16 protein-coding genes, 1 tRNA gene and 1 pseudogene are annotated in these 16,873 nt (G+C 72.7%); 7 read left to right on the plus strand and 11 right to left on the minus strand.

Annotated elements, in window-relative coordinates; translation table 11 throughout:
* Positions 1-4 precede the first annotated feature (4 nt).
* On the plus strand, positions 5-976 hold the full coding sequence (rlmB, locus tag M4D82_RS18465) for a 23S rRNA (guanosine(2251)-2'-O)-methyltransferase RlmB (protein ID WP_249767093.1): 972 nt from the start codon (positions 5-7) through the stop codon (positions 974-976).
* A gap of 138 nt (positions 977-1,114) precedes the next feature.
* A complete protein-coding gene (locus M4D82_RS18470; RefSeq protein WP_249767094.1) occupies positions 1,115-2,713 on the plus strand; it encodes a DoxX family protein in 1,599 nt (532 codons plus the stop codon).
* A 137-nt stretch (positions 2,714-2,850) separates the two neighbouring features.
* Here M4D82_RS18470 and M4D82_RS18475 read toward each other — a convergent pair whose 3' ends face one another.
* The 3 genes from M4D82_RS18475 to M4D82_RS18485 form a co-directional block, all read right to left on the minus strand.
* The gene (locus M4D82_RS18475; protein ID WP_249767095.1) at positions 2,851-3,621 is read right to left on the minus strand and encodes a nucleotidyltransferase family protein; all 771 of its coding nucleotides are present in this window, start codon (positions 3,619-3,621) and stop codon (positions 2,851-2,853) included.
* 53 nt (positions 3,622-3,674) lie between these two features.
* Positions 3,675-4,088: a hypothetical protein gene (locus M4D82_RS18480; protein ID WP_249767096.1), complete on the minus strand. Its 414-nt coding sequence runs from the start codon at positions 4,086-4,088 to the stop codon at positions 3,675-3,677.
* A gap of 223 nt (positions 4,089-4,311) precedes the next feature.
* Positions 4,312-5,403 (minus strand): ABC transporter ATP-binding protein, encoded by a 1,092-nt coding sequence (locus M4D82_RS18485; RefSeq protein WP_249767097.1) that lies wholly within the window; start codon positions 5,401-5,403, stop codon positions 4,312-4,314.
* A gap of 239 nt (positions 5,404-5,642) precedes the next feature.
* Here M4D82_RS18485 and M4D82_RS18490 point away from each other — a divergent pair.
* Positions 5,643-5,716: transfer RNA gene (locus M4D82_RS18490), tRNA-Thr, on the plus strand.
* 91 nt (positions 5,717-5,807) lie between these two features.
* Here M4D82_RS18490 and M4D82_RS18495 read toward each other — a convergent pair.
* Together M4D82_RS18495 and M4D82_RS18500 are read right to left on the minus strand one after the other, a co-directional pair.
* Positions 5,808-7,187, minus strand: coding sequence for an NAD(P)/FAD-dependent oxidoreductase (locus tag M4D82_RS18495; protein WP_249767098.1), 1,380 nt, complete (start codon positions 7,185-7,187; stop codon positions 5,808-5,810).
* A gap of 276 nt (positions 7,188-7,463) precedes the next feature.
* A pseudogene (locus tag M4D82_RS18500) lies at positions 7,464-8,455 on the minus strand (zinc-binding dehydrogenase).
* 81 nt (positions 8,456-8,536) lie between these two features.
* Between M4D82_RS18500 and M4D82_RS18505 the strand changes: the two are divergent.
* Positions 8,537-9,226, plus strand: a complete 690-nt coding sequence (locus tag M4D82_RS18505) for a pentapeptide repeat-containing protein (RefSeq protein ID WP_249767099.1) — start codon at positions 8,537-8,539, stop codon at positions 9,224-9,226.
* A 124-nt stretch (positions 9,227-9,350) separates the two neighbouring features.
* Here the strand turns inward: M4D82_RS18505 and M4D82_RS18510 are convergent, their stop codons facing one another.
* The 3 genes from M4D82_RS18510 to M4D82_RS18520 form a co-directional block, all read right to left on the minus strand.
* Positions 9,351-9,854, minus strand: a complete 504-nt coding sequence (locus tag M4D82_RS18510; RefSeq protein WP_249767100.1) for a hypothetical protein — start codon at positions 9,852-9,854, stop codon at positions 9,351-9,353.
* Between the two features lie 67 nt (positions 9,855-9,921).
* Positions 9,922-10,545 carry a response regulator gene (locus tag M4D82_RS18515; RefSeq protein ID WP_249767101.1) on the minus strand — a complete coding sequence of 208 codons (624 nt, stop codon included), beginning with the start codon at positions 10,543-10,545 and terminating at the stop codon, positions 9,922-9,924.
* On the minus strand, positions 10,542-11,756 hold the full coding sequence (locus M4D82_RS18520; RefSeq protein ID WP_249767102.1) for a sensor histidine kinase: 1,215 nt from the start codon (positions 11,754-11,756) through the stop codon (positions 10,542-10,544). The genes M4D82_RS18515 and M4D82_RS18520 overlap by 4 nt, the downstream gene beginning before the upstream one ends.
* 684 nt (positions 11,757-12,440) lie before the next feature.
* Here M4D82_RS18520 and M4D82_RS18525 point away from each other — a divergent pair.
* Positions 12,441-12,992: a GlcG/HbpS family heme-binding protein gene (locus M4D82_RS18525; protein WP_249767103.1), complete on the plus strand. Its 552-nt coding sequence runs from the start codon at positions 12,441-12,443 to the stop codon at positions 12,990-12,992.
* Between the two features lie 58 nt (positions 12,993-13,050).
* On the opposite strand, the gene M4D82_RS18530 is transcribed toward M4D82_RS18525, so the two are convergent.
* Positions 13,051-13,278 carry a hypothetical protein gene (locus M4D82_RS18530; RefSeq protein ID WP_249767104.1) on the minus strand — a complete coding sequence of 76 codons (228 nt, stop codon included), beginning with the start codon at positions 13,276-13,278 and terminating at the stop codon, positions 13,051-13,053.
* Positions 13,279-13,370: 92 nt separating this feature from the next.
* Between M4D82_RS18530 and M4D82_RS18535 the strand changes: the two genes are divergently transcribed.
* Complete coding sequence (locus M4D82_RS18535; protein ID WP_249767105.1) at positions 13,371-14,789, plus strand: M1 family metallopeptidase; 1,419 nt, start codon at positions 13,371-13,373, stop codon at positions 14,787-14,789.
* Positions 14,790-14,853: 64 nt separating this feature from the next.
* Here the strand turns inward: M4D82_RS18535 and M4D82_RS18540 are convergent, their stop codons facing one another.
* Positions 14,854-15,429 carry a TerD family protein gene (locus M4D82_RS18540; protein WP_249767106.1) on the minus strand — a complete coding sequence of 192 codons (576 nt, stop codon included), beginning with the start codon at positions 15,427-15,429 and terminating at the stop codon, positions 14,854-14,856.
* A gap of 155 nt (positions 15,430-15,584) precedes the next feature.
* Here M4D82_RS18540 and arfB point away from each other — a divergent pair, with 155 nt between their 5' ends.
* Positions 15,585-16,010: an alternative ribosome rescue aminoacyl-tRNA hydrolase ArfB gene (gene arfB, locus M4D82_RS18545; RefSeq protein WP_249767107.1), complete on the plus strand. Its 426-nt coding sequence runs from the start codon at positions 15,585-15,587 to the stop codon at positions 16,008-16,010.
* 43 nt (positions 16,011-16,053) lie between these two features.
* Here the strand turns inward: arfB and M4D82_RS18550 are convergent, their stop codons facing one another.
* Positions 16,054-16,662: a flavin reductase family protein gene (locus M4D82_RS18550; protein ID WP_249767108.1), complete on the minus strand. Its 609-nt coding sequence runs from the start codon at positions 16,660-16,662 to the stop codon at positions 16,054-16,056.
* Between the last annotated feature and the right edge of the window lie 211 nt (positions 16,663-16,873).

Genomic DNA, 16,873 nt, shown 5'->3' on the forward strand with positions numbered 1-16,873 from the left:
GGTCATGGCCGGGAACAGCCAGCGCAGGAACCGCCGCACGTCCAACAAGAAGGGCGCCACGGTCGGCAGCGGTGGCCAGCGGCGCAGGGGCCTGGAAGGCAAGGGCCCCACCCCCAAGGCCGAGGACCGCAAGAAGCACAAGGCGAACCGCATCGCCAACGCCATGGCCCGCCAGGCCGCCAAGCGCCGCCCCGCCCCCCGCCGCGGCGGCCCCAAGGGCACCAGCGAGATGGTCGTCGGCCGCAACCCCGTCTTCGAGGCACTGCGCGACGGCGTCCCCGCCACCACCCTCTACGTGCAGCAGTTCATCGACAACGACGAGCGCGTCCGCGAAGCCCTCCAGCTCGCCTCCGAGCGCGGCAACATCAACCTGATGGAAGCCCCGCGCCCCGAGCTCGACCGCATGACCAACGGGCTCAACCACCAGGGCCTCGTCCTCCAGGTCCCGCCCTACGAGTACGCGCACCCCGAGGACCTCACCGCCGAGGCCTACGACAACGGCGAGGACCCCCTCATCGTCGCCCTCGACGGCGTCACCGACCCGCGCAACCTCGGCGCCATCGTCCGCTCCGTCTCCGCCTTCGGCGGCCACGGCGTGGTCATCCCCGAGCGCCGCGCCGCCGGCATGACCGCCGGCGCCTGGAAGACCTCGGCCGGCACCGCCGCCCGTACGCCGGTCTCCCGCGTCACCAACCTGACCCGCGCCCTCCAGGAGTACAAGAAGGCCGGCATCGCCATCGTCGGCCTCGCCGCCGAGGGCACCCACGAGGTCCAGGACCTGGAGGCGCTCGGCGGCCCGGTCGTCATCGTCGTCGGCTCCGAGGGCAAGGGCCTGGGCCGACTCGTCGGCGAGAACTGCGACTACCTCGTCCGCATCCCGATGCCCGGCGGCGCCGAGTCCCTCAACGCCGGTGTCGCCGCCGGCGTCGTCCTCTACGAGGCCGCGCGCCGCCGCGCCACGCAGAGCCGGATCTGAACTGATCCACTTGGCTCAGGGAAAGTGACCCGTGAGCGTGTCGCCCCGCCCGTTGCGGGCGGGGCGACTTGATCTTGACGGGTCTCGGACAGATCCCTGCTGTCAAGGCAGTGTCCTAAACACTGATCACTCGGTTAGATGAGTGTGGACACCAGAACGTCAGGGTTCGACGACCAGCCCGCGCTGAGCATGGTCAAGGTGCCGTGCGACCCCGCACAGGTCATCGTCAACCACGCCAGCTTCCGCGTGCGGCTCGCACCGAGCCCGAGCGCGCGTTCCAAGCCCGCGAATCCCCCCGGCCTCGCACCCCTCGCCGGCGCCGGAGCGGCCCTCGCCGCCGCCGGAGCCACCCGCCGCAGGGCCCCCGTCGTCTGGAGCGGCAGGTCCGGCCCCGACGACGCGGCGGCCATGGGCGGACTCCTCCAGGCCGTACGGGAGGCCGGGCGCGACCATCACGAGTTCGACGGCGGCGCCGCCACCCAGACCATCCCCCGGGTCGACCTCGCCCACGACCTCGCCGACGACACCCTCGCCACCCCCACCGTCATCGGCCAGCAGCGCACCTACGGCGCCCCGGACGAGACCCGCCCGCTGGCCGCCGTACGCGACCTGCCGCGCGGGCCCTACCCAACGCCCGGCGGAGGCTACCCCGGCGGCGGCCACGAGCCGTACGAAGCCCCGTACCCGGCCGCCGGCGGCGACCCGGACGCCGCCTCCCGACGCACCACCCCCGACACCCGCGCCCAGGCCTCCTACTACCCCGGCCGCCGCATGAACCTCGGCGTCGTGCTGCTCCCGCTGCGCGTCTTCCTCGGCTTCATCTCCATCTACGCCGGCATGGGCAAGCTCTGCGACCCCGTCTACTTCGACGGCGGCGAACGCGGCTCCATGGTCACCTGGCTCCAGACCCTGCACCCCTGGGCCCTCGCCGAGCCGCTCCGCGACTTCGCGCTCGCGCACCCGGTGGGCGCCGGCCTGACGGTGGCCTTCCTCCAGGTCATCGTCGGCGTCCTCACCGTCTTCGGCCTGTGGCAGCGGTTCGCCGCCTGCATCGGCGCCCTGCTGTCCGCCGCCCTGCTCATGACGGTCAGCTGGAAGACCGTCCCCGCCTACGACGCCCCCGACATCATCTACCTCGCCGCCTGGAGCCCCCTGATCATCGCGGGCGCCCCGGTGTACTCCCTCGACGGACGCCTCGCCGGCGAAGCCTGGCGGACGCTCGGCCCGCGCGCCGAACTGTGGCGACTGCGCCGTCGCGTCCTGCGGCGCGGGGCCGTGATGGCCAGTGTCGTGTGCGGCCTGACCCTGCTCATCGGCTCGCTCCTCGGCGGAGCCGTCCGCTCCAGCACCGTCGTCACCGTCCCCGGCCCCGGACAGGCCCCGAGCAACTACCTCCCCGGCAGCCCGCTCCCGCGCCAACCCGCCGACGGCCCGCAGCCCGCGGCGCCGCAGAAGCAGCAGCCCTCGAAGCAGGCATCGCCGTCCGCGACGCCCTCCGGATCGCCCACCAAGCCCGGACGGACCGCCGGCACCACCGCCCGGGAAAGCTCCGGCACCGGATCCGGTTCGCCGAGCGCGCCCAAGACCGGCTCCGGCACCGGCACCGGCCAGAGCCCGCGCGGCACCACCCCGAAGCAGTCCAGCCCGCAGCAGCAGCCCTCCTCCACCTCGGGCAGCCGCACCGGCGGGGACACCACGAGCAAGAAGCCCGGCCTGGTGGGCGGCCTCCTCGGCTGACCCCCGCACGGCACGCGCAAGGGCCCGGCACGCGAGAGCGCGCCGGGCCCTTCGGCGTACGGGGGCACGGGGCGGCGTACGGGGCTACGCGCACGGAGCGGCGTACGGGTTACACGTGCGCGGCGGCGTACGGGCGCTCAGGCGGCGCTGTGAGCCGCCAACTCCCGTGCCGCCTCGGTCAGGTCCTTCGCGGTGTCGATCGCCCGCCAGTAGGCCCCCTGGGGCAGCGGATAGCCCGCCAGTCGGCGCTCCCGGGCCAGACGCGGGAACGTCGTGCGCTCGTGGTCGCCCAAGTCGGGCAGCAGCGCGGCGAATTCGGGAGCGAACACGTACACCCCGGCGTTGATCGGATAAGGCGACGGCGGCGCCTCGATGAAGTCGACCACCCGCCCGAACTCGTTCGTCTCCACCACCCCCCACGGAATGCGCGGCCGGGCCAACGCCAGCGTCGCCGTCGCCCCGCGCTCCGCGTGGAAGGCGGCCATCTCACGCAGCGGGAAACGCGTCCACACGTCACCGTTGGTCGCATACCAAGGACGATCGACACAAGGCAGGTGCCGGGCCGCGTACTTGAGGCCGCCACCGCGCCCCAGCGGCTCGTCCTCCACGACCGTCCTCACGCGCAGCGGCAACGACGCCCGAGCCAGCCACTCCTGGAGCACCTCGGCCAGGTGCCCGCAGGACACGACCGCGTCCGTGACCCCCTCGGCGGCCAGCCACGCCAGTTGGTGCCCGATGATCGGCAACCCCGTCCCCGGGATCTCGACCATCGGCTTCGGCCGGTCGTCCGTATACGGACGCAGCCGCGAACCCTGGCCGCCCGCCAGGACGACAGCCTGGGTGGGGGAGGCCGGGAACGCGGCCGCGTGATCGATGGACTGGGGTGGTACGGGAGGGACTTCGGTCATGCCCGTCAGCGTAGGGACGGCCCCTGCCCCGGCGGTGGCAGGCGCGGCGGGAGTCAGCCCATCGAGGCGACGCCCGAGGCGTACGAGGTGTCGCACACGGGACGGGCGAACGACTGGGCCTTCGTGGGCCCGTAGGCGTCGACGGCGGCCCGGCCCAGGGCGCGCGCGATGCCGACGCAGTGCTCGGCGAGCGACGGTCGCCGATCCACCTCCTGCTGGAGGTGCGTGAGGACGTCTCCCGGCGCCGTGCCCCGCTGGAGCTCGCTCAGCAGCTTGTCGCGGAGCAGGTCCTGCGCGGCGCGCGGCTTCGCGGGGACGGACACGTCCTCGGCGGAGGCGGTCAGGATCTGGGAGGGAGAGTTGTCCGCCCAAGGGACCATCGTGACCGCGAGGGTCCCGGACAGGACCAGGACGACGGGCAGGACCAGGGCGAGGGAACGGCCGATACGGCGGGCAGTGTGGGTCACGAGGGCGAGAGTAGCGCTCGGTGAAGATTTGGCGACATTTAGTCACCCGGTCGGGGGATGGTTCGACGTGGCTTTTCGAATTAAGGGTTGACGCGTGCGGCCGAATGGCCCGCTCTGCCGGGGTTTGGCGCGGGTGTTGGGGAAACCGTTCCGCGCCCCGCCGCCAACTGACGCGAACGGGGCGCCCCTTGGCGGGGACGCCCCGTTCGCCCACGGTCACGCGTCAGTTGGACAGACGCTCCCCGGTGGAGGTCGAGAACACGTGGATCTCGCCGGCGCGCGGCACCACGTGCAGCGACGAACCCTTCTCGGGCACCTGACGGCCACCCACGCGCACCACGATGTCCTGCGACTTGTCGGCGCCGACCACCGCGCTGCCGTAGACGTAACCGTCGGCGCCGAGCTCCTCGACGACGTTCACGGTGATCGTCAGGCCACCCTCGCTGCCGACGTCGAAGTGCTCCGGACGCACGCCGACCGTGACCGTACGGTCCCCGGCGTCGGCCGCGGCCGACAGCGCCTCACGCGACACCGGGACGACGCTGTCGCCGAACCTCACACCGCCGTCGGCGATCGGGACCTCGACCAGGTTCATGGCGGGCGAGCCGATGAACCCGGCCACGAAGAGGTTCGCCGGACGGTCGTACATGTTGCGCGGAGTGTCGACCTGCTGGAGCAGACCGTCCTTGAGGACCGCCACCCGGTCGCCCATCGTCATGGCCTCGACCTGGTCGTGCGTGACGTAGACCGTGGTGATGCCCAGGTCGCGCTGGAGCGCGGCGATCTGCGTACGGGTGGACACGCGGAGCTTGGCGTCGAGGTTCGACAGCGGCTCGTCCATCAGGAACACCTGCGGCTTGCGCACGATGGCGCGCCCCATCGCGACGCGCTGGCGCTGACCACCGGAGAGGGCCTTCGGCTTGCGGTCGAGGTAGGTGGTCAGGTCGAGCATCTTGGCCGCCTCCTCCACCTTGCGGCGGATGGTGGCCTTGTCCTCGCCGGCGATCTTGAGCGCGAAGCCCATGTTGTCGGCGACGGTCATGTGCGGGTACAGCGCGTAGTTCTGGAACACCATCGCGATGTCCCGGTCCTTGGGCGGCAGGTGCGTGACGTCGCGGTCGCCGATGCGGATGGCTCCGCCGTTGACGTCCTCCAGACCCGCGAGCATGCGCAGCGAGGTGGACTTGCCGCAGCCGGAGGGGCCGACGAGGACGAGGAACTCGCCGTCCTCGATCTCCAGCTCCAGCTGGTCGACGGCGGGCTTGTCGCCGCCGGGGTAGAGCCGGGTCGCCTTGTCGAAGGTGACAGAAGCCATGGTGATGAATCCCTTCTACCGGCAGGAACGTGCCGGACGATCCGAGTGGAAGGTCTAGTCCAGTGCCCTGGAAGTCCGCCCGACGCTACCCGGCGGGGCGGCTCCTGTCAGCACCCGGGCCGGCGTGACTTCCACGACTGCCGGCCCCGGTGACCGCATTGAATGCGATGGCCCGGGGAATCGGGCGCTGTGTAGAGTGATGGCGGCTCCACACGCAGCCGGTTCGTGAGTGGGTCCGCGCCGCCTTAGCTCAGTTGGCTAGAGCGCTTGACTTGTAATCTTGAGGTCGTCGGTTCGATTCCGACAGGCGGCTCTGTCCCTGGTCAGAGGGTCTCTGGCGTGAGGGATCCGTACAGAAGCGGAAGGCCCCGGGCGGTTGCCCGGGGTCTTTTGCGTGTCTGGGGTCAGTGGCGGCCCGAGATGCGGTTGGCCAGGCGGGCCAGCGGGGTGGTGGTGGGGGTGTGGGTCGCGGATTCGCGGCGGTCCGCTTCGCGGTAGGCGGCGTAGAGGGCCTGGACGCCGAGCCAGCGGAGGGGTTCGGGCTCCCAGGGGCGGACGCGGTGGTTGACCCAGGGGAGGGTGGTCAGGTCGGTGGGGGAGTCCAGGATCAGGTCGCGCAGGGTGCGGGCGGCGAGGTTCGAGGTGGCCACGCCGGAGCCGACGTAGCCGCCGGCCCAGCCGAGGCCCGTCGTGTGGTCCAGGGTGACGGTGGCGCACCAGTCGCGGGGGACGCCGAGGACGCCCGACCAGGCGTGGGTGATCTCCGTCCCGGTGAGGATCGGGAAGAAGGCGGTCAGGAGGGCGGTCAGGGAGGCGATCGTGGCCGGCTGGGTGCCGCCGTCGGTGTCGGTGCGGGAGCCGAAGCGGTACGGGACGCCGCGGCCGCCGATCGCGATGCGGTCGTCGGCGGTGCGTTGGGCGTACATGTAGGAGTGGGCCATGTCGCCCAGGAGGGTGCTGTCCGACCAGTTCAGGCGGTCCCAGACGGACGGGGGGAGGGGGGCCGTGACGATCATCGAGGAGTTCATGGGGAGCCAGGTGCGTTTTTGGCCCTTGAGGGCGGCCGTGAAGCCCTCCGTGCAGCGCAGGACGTACGGGGCCGTGACCGTGCCGTAGGGGGTGGTCGCCTTGCGGGGGGTGATCTCGGTGACGGGGGTCGACTCGTGGATGACGACGCCGAGGCGCTCGCAGGCGTCCGCGAGGCCGCGGGCCAGCTTCAGGGGGTGGATGCGGGCGCCGTGGGGGCTCCAGGAGGAGCCGACGGCGTCGGCGATGTCGACGCGGGCGCGGGTGGCGGTGGCGTCGTGGAGCTCGCGGTCGGTTTCGCCGTAGGAGAGCTCGGTGGCGTGGAAGGCCTTCAGGCGGGTGAGTTGGGCGGGGGTGCGGGCGACTTCGAGGACGCCGCCGCGGTGGATGTCGGCGTCGATGTCCTCCTTGGCGGCGACGTCGATGACCTCGGTGACGGTGTCGTTCATGGCCTGTTGGAGGCGGCGGGCGGCGTCGTGGCCGTGCAGGGCGGCGTAGCGGTCGCGGCCGGCGATGCCGTTGTAGAGCCAGCCGCCGTTGCGGCCGGAGGCGCCGTAGCCGCAGAACTTCTGCTCCAGGACGGTGACGCGCAGGTCGGGGGCGGTGCGCTTGAGGTAGTACGCGGTCCACAGGCCGGTGTAGCCGCCGCCGACGATGACGACGTCGGCGGTGGCGTGGCCGGTGAGGGGCGCGCGGGGTGGCCGGGCGCCGGTGGGGTCGGTCGCGTACCAGAAGGAGATGCCGCCGTTGATCGTCATGGGGGAGTTGGTACACGGGGTGTCGTGGGGGTGTCCAGGGACCGGTTGTCGGGTTTCGGGTGCCGATGGGTGGCTGGTTGATCGGTGTGGGGAGGGGTGTTCGGGTCAAGACACGGCCTACGGGGCGCCGCTTGGGTTGGGCGCATGATTCGTATCGCCGTACCTGCCGATGTGCCCGTTGTCCACGCGATGATTCGCGAGCTCGCCGACTACGAGAAGGTGCCGCACGAGGCGCGGGCCACGCGGGAGCAGTTGCGGGAGGCGCTGTTCGGGGTGTCAGGGTTCGAGGACGACCTTGCCGGTGGTGGCGCGGGTTTCGAGGTCGCGGTGGGCGCGGGCGGCTTCGGCGAGGGGGTAGCGGCTGACGGCGGGGCGCAGGCGGCCGGTGGCGGCTTCGGTGAGGGCGCGGGTTTCGAGGACGCGGAGGGGGTTGGGGGCGCCGACGGCTTCGAGCATGGCGGGGCCGAGGACGGGTCGGGTGGTGATGCCTCGGGCGGTGAGGGCGGCGCGTTCGGTGTCGGTGAGGTCGAGGGGGGCTTCGGACCAGCCGAAGACGATGTGGAGGGCGCCGGGGGCGAGGAGGGTGAGGGCGGTACGGGCGGTGGCGCCGCCGACGGAGTCGAAGAGGACGGTGGCTCCGGTCGGGTGGTGGGCGCGTACGGTGTCGGCCCAGTCGGGGGTGGTGTAGTCGACGGCGAGGTCGGCGCCGTTGGCGGTGGCGAGGGCGGTTTTGGCGGGGCCGCCGGCGAGGGCGATGACGGTGGCGCCGACGTTCTTGGCGTGCTGGACGAGCAGGGTGCCGATGCCGCCCGCGGCGGCGGGGACGAGGGCGACGGAGTCGGGGCCGAGCTCGGCGAACTGGAGGATGCCGAGGGCCGTGCGTCCGGTGCCGATCATGGCGACGGCTTCGGCGGGGTCGAGGCCGTCGGGTACGGGGTGCAGCCGGTCGGTGTCGGTGACGGCGTGGGCGGCGTAGCCGCCGGGGGCGAAGCCGAGGTGGGCGACGACGCGTCGGCCGAGCCAGGCGGGGTCGGTGCCGGGGCCGAGGGCGTCGACGGTGCCGGCGACCTCGCGGCCGGGGATGGTGGGCAGCTCGGGGAGGGCGGGGGCGGGGCCTTGGGTGCCTTCGCGCAGGGCGGTGTCGAGGAGGTGTACGCCGGCGGCGGCGACGGCGATGCGGACCTGGCCGGGGGCGGGGACGGGGAGGGGACGCGCTCGTGGCGGAGGTTCTCGGCGGGGCCGAAGGCGTGCAGGCGGATGGCGTTCATGGTGGTCATGGGGACAGGTTCCGACCTCGACCGTGCTTGAGGTCAAGGGCGGTTGTCGGTGCGGGGCGTCACCATGGGGGGATGGGACATGACGGAGGGCGGCGGGGGCGGGTCGGGCGGACTGTGAAGGAGGCGCGGCGGCCGCAGGTGCGGTTGCCGGAGTTGGTCCTGTGGGAGGGCGGGGAGCTGGAGCCGGACGGGGACTACGACGGCGTGGAGTTCGCCGACGTGGACCTGGCGGGGCAGCAGGGGGCCGGGGCGCGGTTCATGGACTGCGCGCTGCGCCGGTGCGGGCTGGACGGCGCGGGGCTGGGGAAGGCGCGGATCCTGGACTCGGTGCTGGAGGGGGTGCGTGGCGTGGGCACGGACCTGTCGGGGGCCTCGTTGCGGGACGTGGAGCTGGTGGAGGCCCGGCTCGGCGGGGCGCAGTTGCACGGGGCGGTGCTGGAGCGGGTCCTCGTACGGGGCGGGAAGATCGACTACCTGAACCTGCGGATGGCGCGGCTGCGGGACGTGGTGTTCGAGGGGTGCGTGCTGGTGGAGCCGGACTTCGGGGGTGCGGTGCTGGAGCGGGTGGAGTTGCGGGGGTGTGTGGTGCGGGAGGCGGACTTCACGGGGGCGCGGATGGCGGAGGTCGACCTGCGGGGGGCGGCGGAGTTGGGCATCGCGCGGGGGGTGGAGGCGTTGGCGGGGGCGGTGATCAGTTCGGGGCAGCTGTTCGAGCTGGCCCCGGCGCTTGCGGCGAGGGTGGGGGTGCGGGTGGTGGACTAGCCCGTGCCCTGGCCGGGCGGGGTTTGGCCGGGGGCGGCGCCGTTGTCGGGGGCGCTGCCCCCGAGCCCCCGCGCCTCAAGCGCCGGCGGGGCTGGATTTTGGCGCGGCTGGGCTGGAGGGGGCGTCAGGCCGGGACGCGGGGGAAGCGGGACTGGAGGGTCCAGATGATCGGGTTGTCGGCCAGGCCGTCGTGCATGTCGGTGAGGTCCGCGATCAGGTCGTGCAGGAAGTCGCGGGCTTCGCGGCGCAGGAGGCGGTGGCTGAAGGTCAGCGGGTCTTCCTCCGGGTCCATCCAGTCGGCCTCGATGTCGACCCAGCCGAAGCGGCGCTGGAAGAGCATGCGGTCGCTGGACTCGGTGAAGTCGAGTTCGGCGTACTGGCGGTTGGCGGAGCGGCTGCCGCGGGGGTCCTGGTCGAGTTGCTCGACGATGTCGCACAGCGCCCACGCGAAGTCGAGGACCGGCACCCATCCCCAGGCTGTGGACAGCTCGGTGTCCTTGTCGGTGTCCGCGAGGTAGACGTCGCCGCAGAACAGGTCGTGGCGCAGCGTACGGACGTCCGCCGAGCGGTAGTCGGTCTGCGGGGGGTCCGGGAAGCGCCGGGAGAGGGAGTAGCCGATGTCGAGCACGTAGTCGATGGTGTCACGGTTCGGGGCGCGGGGTCGCAGGGCAGGGGCGGGCCCCTGCCCGGGGGCGTCAGGAGGGCAGGAGGCGCTGTTCCTTGGCCACCGATACGGCGCCGGCGCGGGTGTCGACGCCGAGTTTGTCGTAGATGCGGCCCAGGTGGGTCTTGACGGTGGCCTCGCTGATGAACAGGGCGCGGGCGATGTCGCGGTTGCCGAGGCCGCGCGCGAGTTGGCCGAGGATGTCGAGTTCGCGGTCGGTGAGGGTGGGGCGGCTGCCCCGCATGTGGGCCATGACGCGGCTGGCGACGGGGGCGGACAGGGTGGTGCGGCCGGCTGCCGCCGAGTGGATGGCGGCGAACAGTTCCTCGGGGCGTTCCGCCTTCAGGAGGTAGCCGGTCGCGCCGGCGCCGATGGCGCGGGTGATGTCGGCGTCGGTGTCGTAGGTGGTCAGCACCAGGACGTGCGGGGGCGACGGCAGGGCGGTGATGCGGCGCGTGGCCTCGACACCGTCGATGCCCTTGCCGAGCTGGAGGTCCATCAGCACCACGTCCGGGTGGAGCTTGGCGGCCAGCGCGACGGCCTCCTCGCCGCTGTCGGCCTCGCCGAGCACCTCGATGTCCGGCTCGCTGCCGAGGAGGGCGAGCAGGCCGGCGCGGACCACCACGTGGTCGTCGCAGAGGAGGATCGTGGTCATCCTGTGGGCTCCAGGGGGATCGAGGCGGAGAGTACGGTGCCCTCGCCCGGGGTGGATTCGATCGTCAGGGTTCCGCCGAGCTGGCGCACGCGGGCGCGCATGGCGGGCAGGCCGTGGCCCCGGGTCTCGGCGGTGGCCGCTGCCGCGGGTCTGGCTTCGGTGAAGCCGTCGCCGTCGTCGGCGACGTCCAGGACCACCTGGTCGCCGAGGAAGCTGAGCGTGAGCGCGGCCGTACGGGCCCCCGAGTGCTCCCGTACGTTGGCCAGCGCCCCCTGCGCGATGCGCAGCAGTGCAGATTCGGCGCGGTCGGGGAGCGGGGCGGGGGCGCCCTCCAGGTGGAAGCGGACCTCGATGTCGGGGCCGGCGTCCAGGGCCCGGAGGGCCTCGGCGAGGCCGGCGCCGTTCTCCAGCTCGGGCGGGGCCAGGTCGTGCACGAGCCGGCGCGCCTCGGCGAGGCCGCGGGCGGCGATGCCGGTGGCGGTGCGGACATGGGCGCGGGCGGTGGTGGGGTCGCTGTCCCAGGTGCGGTCGGCGGCCTGGAGCAGCATCTGCTGGCTGGACAGGTGCTGGGCGAGGGTGTCGTGGATCTCCATGGACAGCCGCTGGCGCTCGGCGAGGGTGCCTTCGCGGCGTTCGGTGGCGGCGAGTTCCCGGCGGGTGCGGATGAGGTCGTCGATCAGCGCGCGTTGGGCGGCGGCCTGGCGTTCCATGTGGACGAAGACGGCCGTGGCGAGGGCGGCGACGGCCGGCGGGGCGAGGAGGAGGTTGGGGTCGAAGTCGGTGGACAGGCGTAGCTGGGCGGCGACGACGAACACGGTGAGCAGGGCCACGAGGACGATCGCCGCGCGCGGGGGCAGCGTACGCAGGGCGGTGAAGAACAGCGGTACCGCGCACCAGGCGAAGCTCGGGGCGAGGACGACGAGGACCACCCAGGTGGCGACGACGAGCAGCAGCCAGAGCCTGCGGCGCGGGGTGGGGGTGGAGGTGGCGCTGACGGCGGGGCCGAGGACGTAGAGCAGGGCGAGCGCGATGCTGAGGGAGATCACCCAGGGCGTGCGGGGCTCGCCGGGGTGGCGCAGCAGGAACCGCGCCACCGACGCGCCGAGGAGCAGGAAGAACGCCGTGTGCATGACGGTGGCCAGGGCGCGGGTGTCGGACTTCCGCGGGGGACGGCTCACGGTGGCTCCTGGGGAGGGCGGGTAGGTTTCCATCTTCCCGCCTCTGCCCTGGCCGGGCGGTGGTCGGGGCGGTCGGTGGTCGGTCGGGCGGCGCCCGTGGCCCGAGCCCCGAGGAGCGAAGCTCCCGAGGCCGAGCCCCGCGACGATGCCCCGGGCCGGCGCCCCGCGACGATGCCCCGGGCCGGCGCCCGGGTCGGCGCCCGGGACCAGGCCCGAGCCGGCGCCGGGACCAGCGCCCGGACCTAGTCCGGGCCGGCGCCCCGGGACCAGGCGCGGGCCGGCGCCCGGGACCAGCGCCCGGACCTAGTCCGGGTCGGCGCCCCGGGACCAGGCGCGGGCTGGCGTCCTGGGCCAAGCCCGAGCCGGCGTCCTGGGACCAAGCCCGAGCCGGCGCCCGGGACCAGGCCCGGGTCGGCGTCCCGGGACCAGGTCCGGGACATGCTCCGGGACGGTGTTCTCGGGTTGGGGTTCGGGGCGGGGCTCCGGGTTGGGGTTCGGACCAGGGCACAGGTGGGGGCGGGGGTGCCTCCGCCCCGGGGTGGATCTCTCCAGCAGAACCCGGCGGCAGCCGGTGCGCATCGGCCGATCGGTTGACCCTTGGGTCAACCGGTGGGGTGGCCGTTGGGAGCCGGTACGGGGACGGGGCATGGGTGGGGGCGGGGTGAGGCTTGGGGGGTAGTCAGTCGAGCCGATGACCGGCCCCAGCCAGGAGCAGACATGAACACCCGCACCCGCGTTCTCACCGGTACCGCTCTCGCCGTCGCCCTCGGGGCCGGCGCCTTCGGGGCCGTCAGCGCCACCGCCGCTCCCGCGCCGGAGCAGGCCCCCGCCCAGGCCGTCGCGAAGAAGGACAACGACAAGAACTTCACCACCTCCACCCACCTCACCATCGACGCCGCGACCCGCGCCGCCCAGGCCGCGCTCGACGCCGCGCAGAAGGAGAACCAGAAGGTGACGGTCGCGGTGGTGGACCGCAACGGCAACACCATCGTCACCCTGCGCGGCGACGGCGCCGGCCCGCAGTCCTACGAATCCGCCCAGCGCAAGGCGTTCACCGCCGTGTCCTGGAACGCCCCGACCTCGGTGCTCGTCGGCCGCCTCGCGCAGGCCCCGAACCTGAAGGACATCCCCGGCACCCTCTTCCTCGGTGGCGGCGTCCCGGTCCAGGCCAACGGTGCCCCGGTCGCGGGCGTCGGCGTGGCCGGTGCCCCGAGCGGCGACCTGGACGAGAAGTTCGCGAAGGCCGGCGTCGACTCCCTCGACAAGTAATCCGCGAGGGACGCACACCGCGGAGGCACCCGGGGATGGTCTCGGGTGCCTCCGCGTGTCAGTGGTGGGGTTCGTCGTACTCGTGGACGTGGGTGCGGGGTCGGGCGTGGTGTTCCGGAGTGAACCGGGCGTTGTGCTCCTGCGCGCCCTGCCGGGCCTGGTCCTTGCGGTCGTACACGTGACCGTCCGGGACGGTGTCCTCTTCGGGGCACCAGACTTCCCAGTCCGTGTCCGCGCGCAGCTCGCTCATCTCGGCCGCGTATTGCTGTTCGTCGGGTTTCGTCATCAGGGATCAACCCCTCACGATCCCAGTCTCCGGTCGGTGCCGCGGGCCGCGCAACCGGGGAGGGGGCGCGCAGCCCGCTTAGGATCGAGGCCGTGGACCACCGTGCCGTACCTCGTCTCGTCGTCGCCGTGCTGCTCTGCCTCGCCGCGCTGGCCACGGGCTGTACGGGCGCCACGGTGCAGGGCCGCCCCGGTGCGTCCGGGCTGCGCGATCCGTACTTCCCGCGCGCCGGCAACGGCGGCTACCAGGTCGAGCACTACGCCCTCGACCTGGACTACGACCCCGCCGACGGCGAGCTGCGCGCCACGGCCGTCCTCACCGCCCGCGCCGAGCAGGGCCTCAGCTCCTTCAACCTGGACTTCAGCGGTCTCAAGGTCGAGGAGGTGCGGGTGGACGGCGTCGGCGCACGCCACAACCGCACCGGCACCGAGCTGACGGTGCGGCCCGCCGAGGACCTGGAGAAGGGCGAGGTCTTCCGTACGGAGGTCGACTACCGAGGCCGGCCGAAGCCCGTCCTCGATCCCGACGGCTCGCGGGAGGGCTGGATCGCCACCGCCGACGGCGCCGTCGCCGTCGGCGAACCGGTCGGGTCGATGGGCTGGTTCCCCGGCAACCACCACCCCAGCGACAAGGCGACGTACGACGTCACCCTCACCGTCCCGAACGGCTACGAGGCCGTGTCCAACGGCGAGTTGGCCTCGCGGACCGAGGTGGACGGCGGGCGGACGGCCTTCGCCTGGCGCAGTCGCGAGCCGGTGGCGAGCTACCTCGTCACCGCCGCCGTCGGCCGGTTCGAGGTGGCCACCGGCCGCACCCCGTCCGGTGTCTCCGTCTACCACGCGGTCTCCCCCGGGGAGGCGGCCGGCAGCGAGGCGGCGCTCGCGAAGACCTCGGACATCGTGGAGTGGGGCAGCCGGCGCTTCGGCCCGTACCCCTTCGGGACGGTCGGTTCCATCGTGATGCCGTCCGAGACCCTCGCGTACGCGCTGGAGACGCAGACCAAGCCCGTCTACTCCGGCGCCCCCGACGAACTGCTGGTCCTGCACGAGCTGGCCCACCAGTGGTTCGGGAACTCGGTGTCGCCGAAGTCCTGGAAGGACATGTGGCTGAACGAGGGGTTCGCCACCTACGCCGAGTGGTTGTGGGCCGAGGACCACGGCGGGGTCGGCGCCCAGCGCCGCTTCGACGCCTTCCTGACCGGTGACACCTCCGTCGACGCCGCCGCCGACAACGACTGGGCCGCCTTCCCGCCCGCCGACCCGCCGGGCGCGGAACACATCTCCGACGATCCCGTGTACACGCGCGGCGCGATGGTCCTGCACCGGATCCGGCAGGAGGTGGGGGACGAGAAGTTCTTCGACCTGCTGCGCGGCTGGGCGACCGACCACCGGCACGGGAACGCGAGCACCGCCGACTTCACCGCCTACGCGCAGCGGCGCACGGGCCACGACCTGAAGAAGGTCTGGGATGTCTGGCTGTACGGCGAGGGGCGCCCCAAGGCGCCACGGTAGGTGAAGCCCCCCGCCCGACGGGGGCGGGGGGCTTCACCAGGGGTGTCGCGCGATCGGCCGCCGATCAGACGTTGACGCCGAAGTCCTGCGCGATGCCCGTCAGGCCCGAGGCGTAGCCCTGGCCGACGGCGCGGAACTTCCACTCGGCGCCGCTGCGGTAGAGCTCGCCGAAGACCATGGCGGTCTCGGTCGCGGCGTCCTCGGAGAGGTCGTAGCGGGCGATCTCGCCGCCGCCGGCCTGGTTCACGACGCGGATGTACGCGTTGCGGACCTGGCCGAAGTTCTGGCTGCGGGATTCGGCGTCGTAGATCGAGACCGGGAAGACGATCTTGTCGACGTCGGCGGGCAGGCCGGCGAGGTTGACGTTGATCGCCTCGTCGTCGCCCGAGCCCTCGCCCGTGCGGTTGTCGCCGGTGTGGACGATGGTCTGGTCCGGGGTGGACTTGTTGTTGAAGAACACGAAGTGGTTGTCCGAGACGACCTTGCCCATCGTGTTGACCGCGATGGCGGAGGCGTCCAGGTCGAAGTCGACACCGGTCGTCGTACGGACGTCCCAGCCGAGGCCGACCGTGACGGCGCTGAGGCCCGGGGCCTCCTTCGTGAGCGAGACGTTGCCGCCCTTGGACAGGCTTACTGCCATTTTGACTGGTGTCCCTTCCTCGTCACATGACCTCGATGTGGGGTCAAGTTACCGCTGTCCTTCATAACGTGGGGAAGGGGTCCTCAGGTTCCGGCGCGGCCGACGGACCTGGAAATACGGGTGACGGGCGGCTGACTGGGCCCGATGATGGGGGCATGCCTGGTCCCTATGTCATCCGCGGTTCGGTCGTGCTTCCCGAGCGGGAGCTGACCTGGCGTTTCTCACGTTCCTCCGGGCCGGGCGGCCAGCACGTGAACACCTCCGACTCGCGCGCGGAGCTGCTGTTCGACCTGGCGGCGACGACGGCACTGCCGGACGTGTGGAAGGCGCGGGCCCTGGAGCGGCTGGCGTCTCGCCTGGTCGACGGGGTGGTGACCGTACGGGCCTCCGAGCACCGCTCCCAGCTGCGCAACCGCGAGATGGCCATGGTGCGGCTGGCCTCGCTGCTCGCGGAGGCGACGGCCCCGCCGCCGAAGGCCCGCCGGGCCACGAAGATCCCGCGCGGCATCAACGAGCGCCGGCTGCGCGAGAAGAAGGCCCGCGCCGAGACGAAGCGCGGCCGCACCGGCCGCGACTGGTAATCCGAGCCCCCGCCCCCCGGCCGCCCGGCCCCTGGCCCCGCCCCTACGGCGCCAAGTGCCGGTAGCGCCCCCGGAAGTACGTCAGCGGCGGGGAGTCCGGGTCGGGCAGGGAGGCCCGCAGGACGCGGCCGATCACCAGCGTGTGGTCCCCGGCCACGACCCGGGACTCCGTACGGCACTCCAGCGCGGCGAGGGCGTGCGTCAGCAGCGGAGCCCCCGACACCTCACCCCGTACGTGCGGCACGTTCTCGAACAGCAGCCGGTCGCTGATCCGGTTCTTCATGGCGAACCGGCCCGCCACCTGGACCTGGCTGTCCGCGAGGACGGACACCGCCCACAGCGGCTGCTCCGCCAGCAGGTCGTCCATCCGCGAGTCCTCCCGCACGCTCACCAGCACCAGCGGGGGGTCCAGCGACACCGACATGAACGCGGTCGCCGTCATGCCGACGTCCTCCCCGCGCGGCCCGCCCGCCGTCAGGGGCGGCTCGTGCGCGGTGATCAGGCACACGCCCGCCGTCAGCCGGGACATGGCGGCCCGGAACTCGTCGTTGCTCACCCCCTCAGGATGGGGGGTGGCGGACGGTGCGGCGGTCGTATCAAAGGTCGTGTTCGGCACGACCCGAACGCTAATCCCACCGCCGCCCCCGCACATCGGCCGCCGGCCCGAGCCGCGCCCCCGCCCCCCGACCTAGTCCCCCGACGTAGTCCCTCGGGCGTATGGTTTGCTCCCGAGAACGAGCGGGAGTACTCCCGTTCAACACCCCCCGCAGGATGCCCTGTTATTCATCTCATGTGACTTGAGTCACAGAGAGCAAGATTTGTTGACCCTGTGTACCTGCCGCACAGCTCACTGTGATTCAGTG

It is taken from the genome of Streptomyces sp. RerS4 (assembly GCF_023515955.1).
In the GTDB taxonomy this organism is placed as follows: domain Bacteria; phylum Actinomycetota; class Actinomycetes; order Streptomycetales; family Streptomycetaceae; genus Streptomyces.

Coding starts and splice junctions, on each gene's coding strand:
- rlmB (WP_249767093.1), top strand. CDS start 5: ATGGCCGGGAACAGCCAGCGCAGGAACCGCCGCACGTCCAACAAGAAG.
- M4D82_RS18470 (WP_249767094.1), top strand. CDS start 1,115: ATGAGTGTGGACACCAGAACGTCAGGGTTCGACGACCAGCCCGCGCTG.
- M4D82_RS18475 (WP_249767095.1), bottom strand. CDS start 3,621: ATGACCGAAGTCCCTCCCGTACCACCCCAGTCCATCGATCACGCGGCC.
- M4D82_RS18485 (WP_249767097.1), bottom strand. CDS start 5,403: ATGGCTTCTGTCACCTTCGACAAGGCGACCCGGCTCTACCCCGGCGGC.
- M4D82_RS18495 (WP_249767098.1), bottom strand. CDS start 7,187: ATGACGATCAACGGCGGCATCTCCTTCTGGTACGCGACCGACCCCACC.
- M4D82_RS18505 (WP_249767099.1), top strand. CDS start 8,537: ATGGGACATGACGGAGGGCGGCGGGGGCGGGTCGGGCGGACTGTGAAG.
- M4D82_RS18515 (WP_249767101.1), bottom strand. CDS start 10,545: ATGACCACGATCCTCCTCTGCGACGACCACGTGGTGGTCCGCGCCGGC.
- M4D82_RS18520 (WP_249767102.1), bottom strand. CDS start 11,756: ATGGAAACCTACCCGCCCTCCCCAGGAGCCACCGTGAGCCGTCCCCCG.
- M4D82_RS18525 (WP_249767103.1), top strand. CDS start 12,441: ATGAACACCCGCACCCGCGTTCTCACCGGTACCGCTCTCGCCGTCGCC.
- M4D82_RS18530 (WP_249767104.1), bottom strand. CDS start 13,278: ATGACGAAACCCGACGAACAGCAATACGCGGCCGAGATGAGCGAGCTG.
- M4D82_RS18540 (WP_249767106.1), bottom strand. CDS start 15,429: ATGGCAGTAAGCCTGTCCAAGGGCGGCAACGTCTCGCTCACGAAGGAG.
- arfB (WP_249767107.1), top strand. CDS start 15,585: ATGCCTGGTCCCTATGTCATCCGCGGTTCGGTCGTGCTTCCCGAGCGG.
- M4D82_RS18550 (WP_249767108.1), bottom strand. CDS start 16,662: ATGTGCGGGGGCGGCGGTGGGATTAGCGTTCGGGTCGTGCCGAACACG.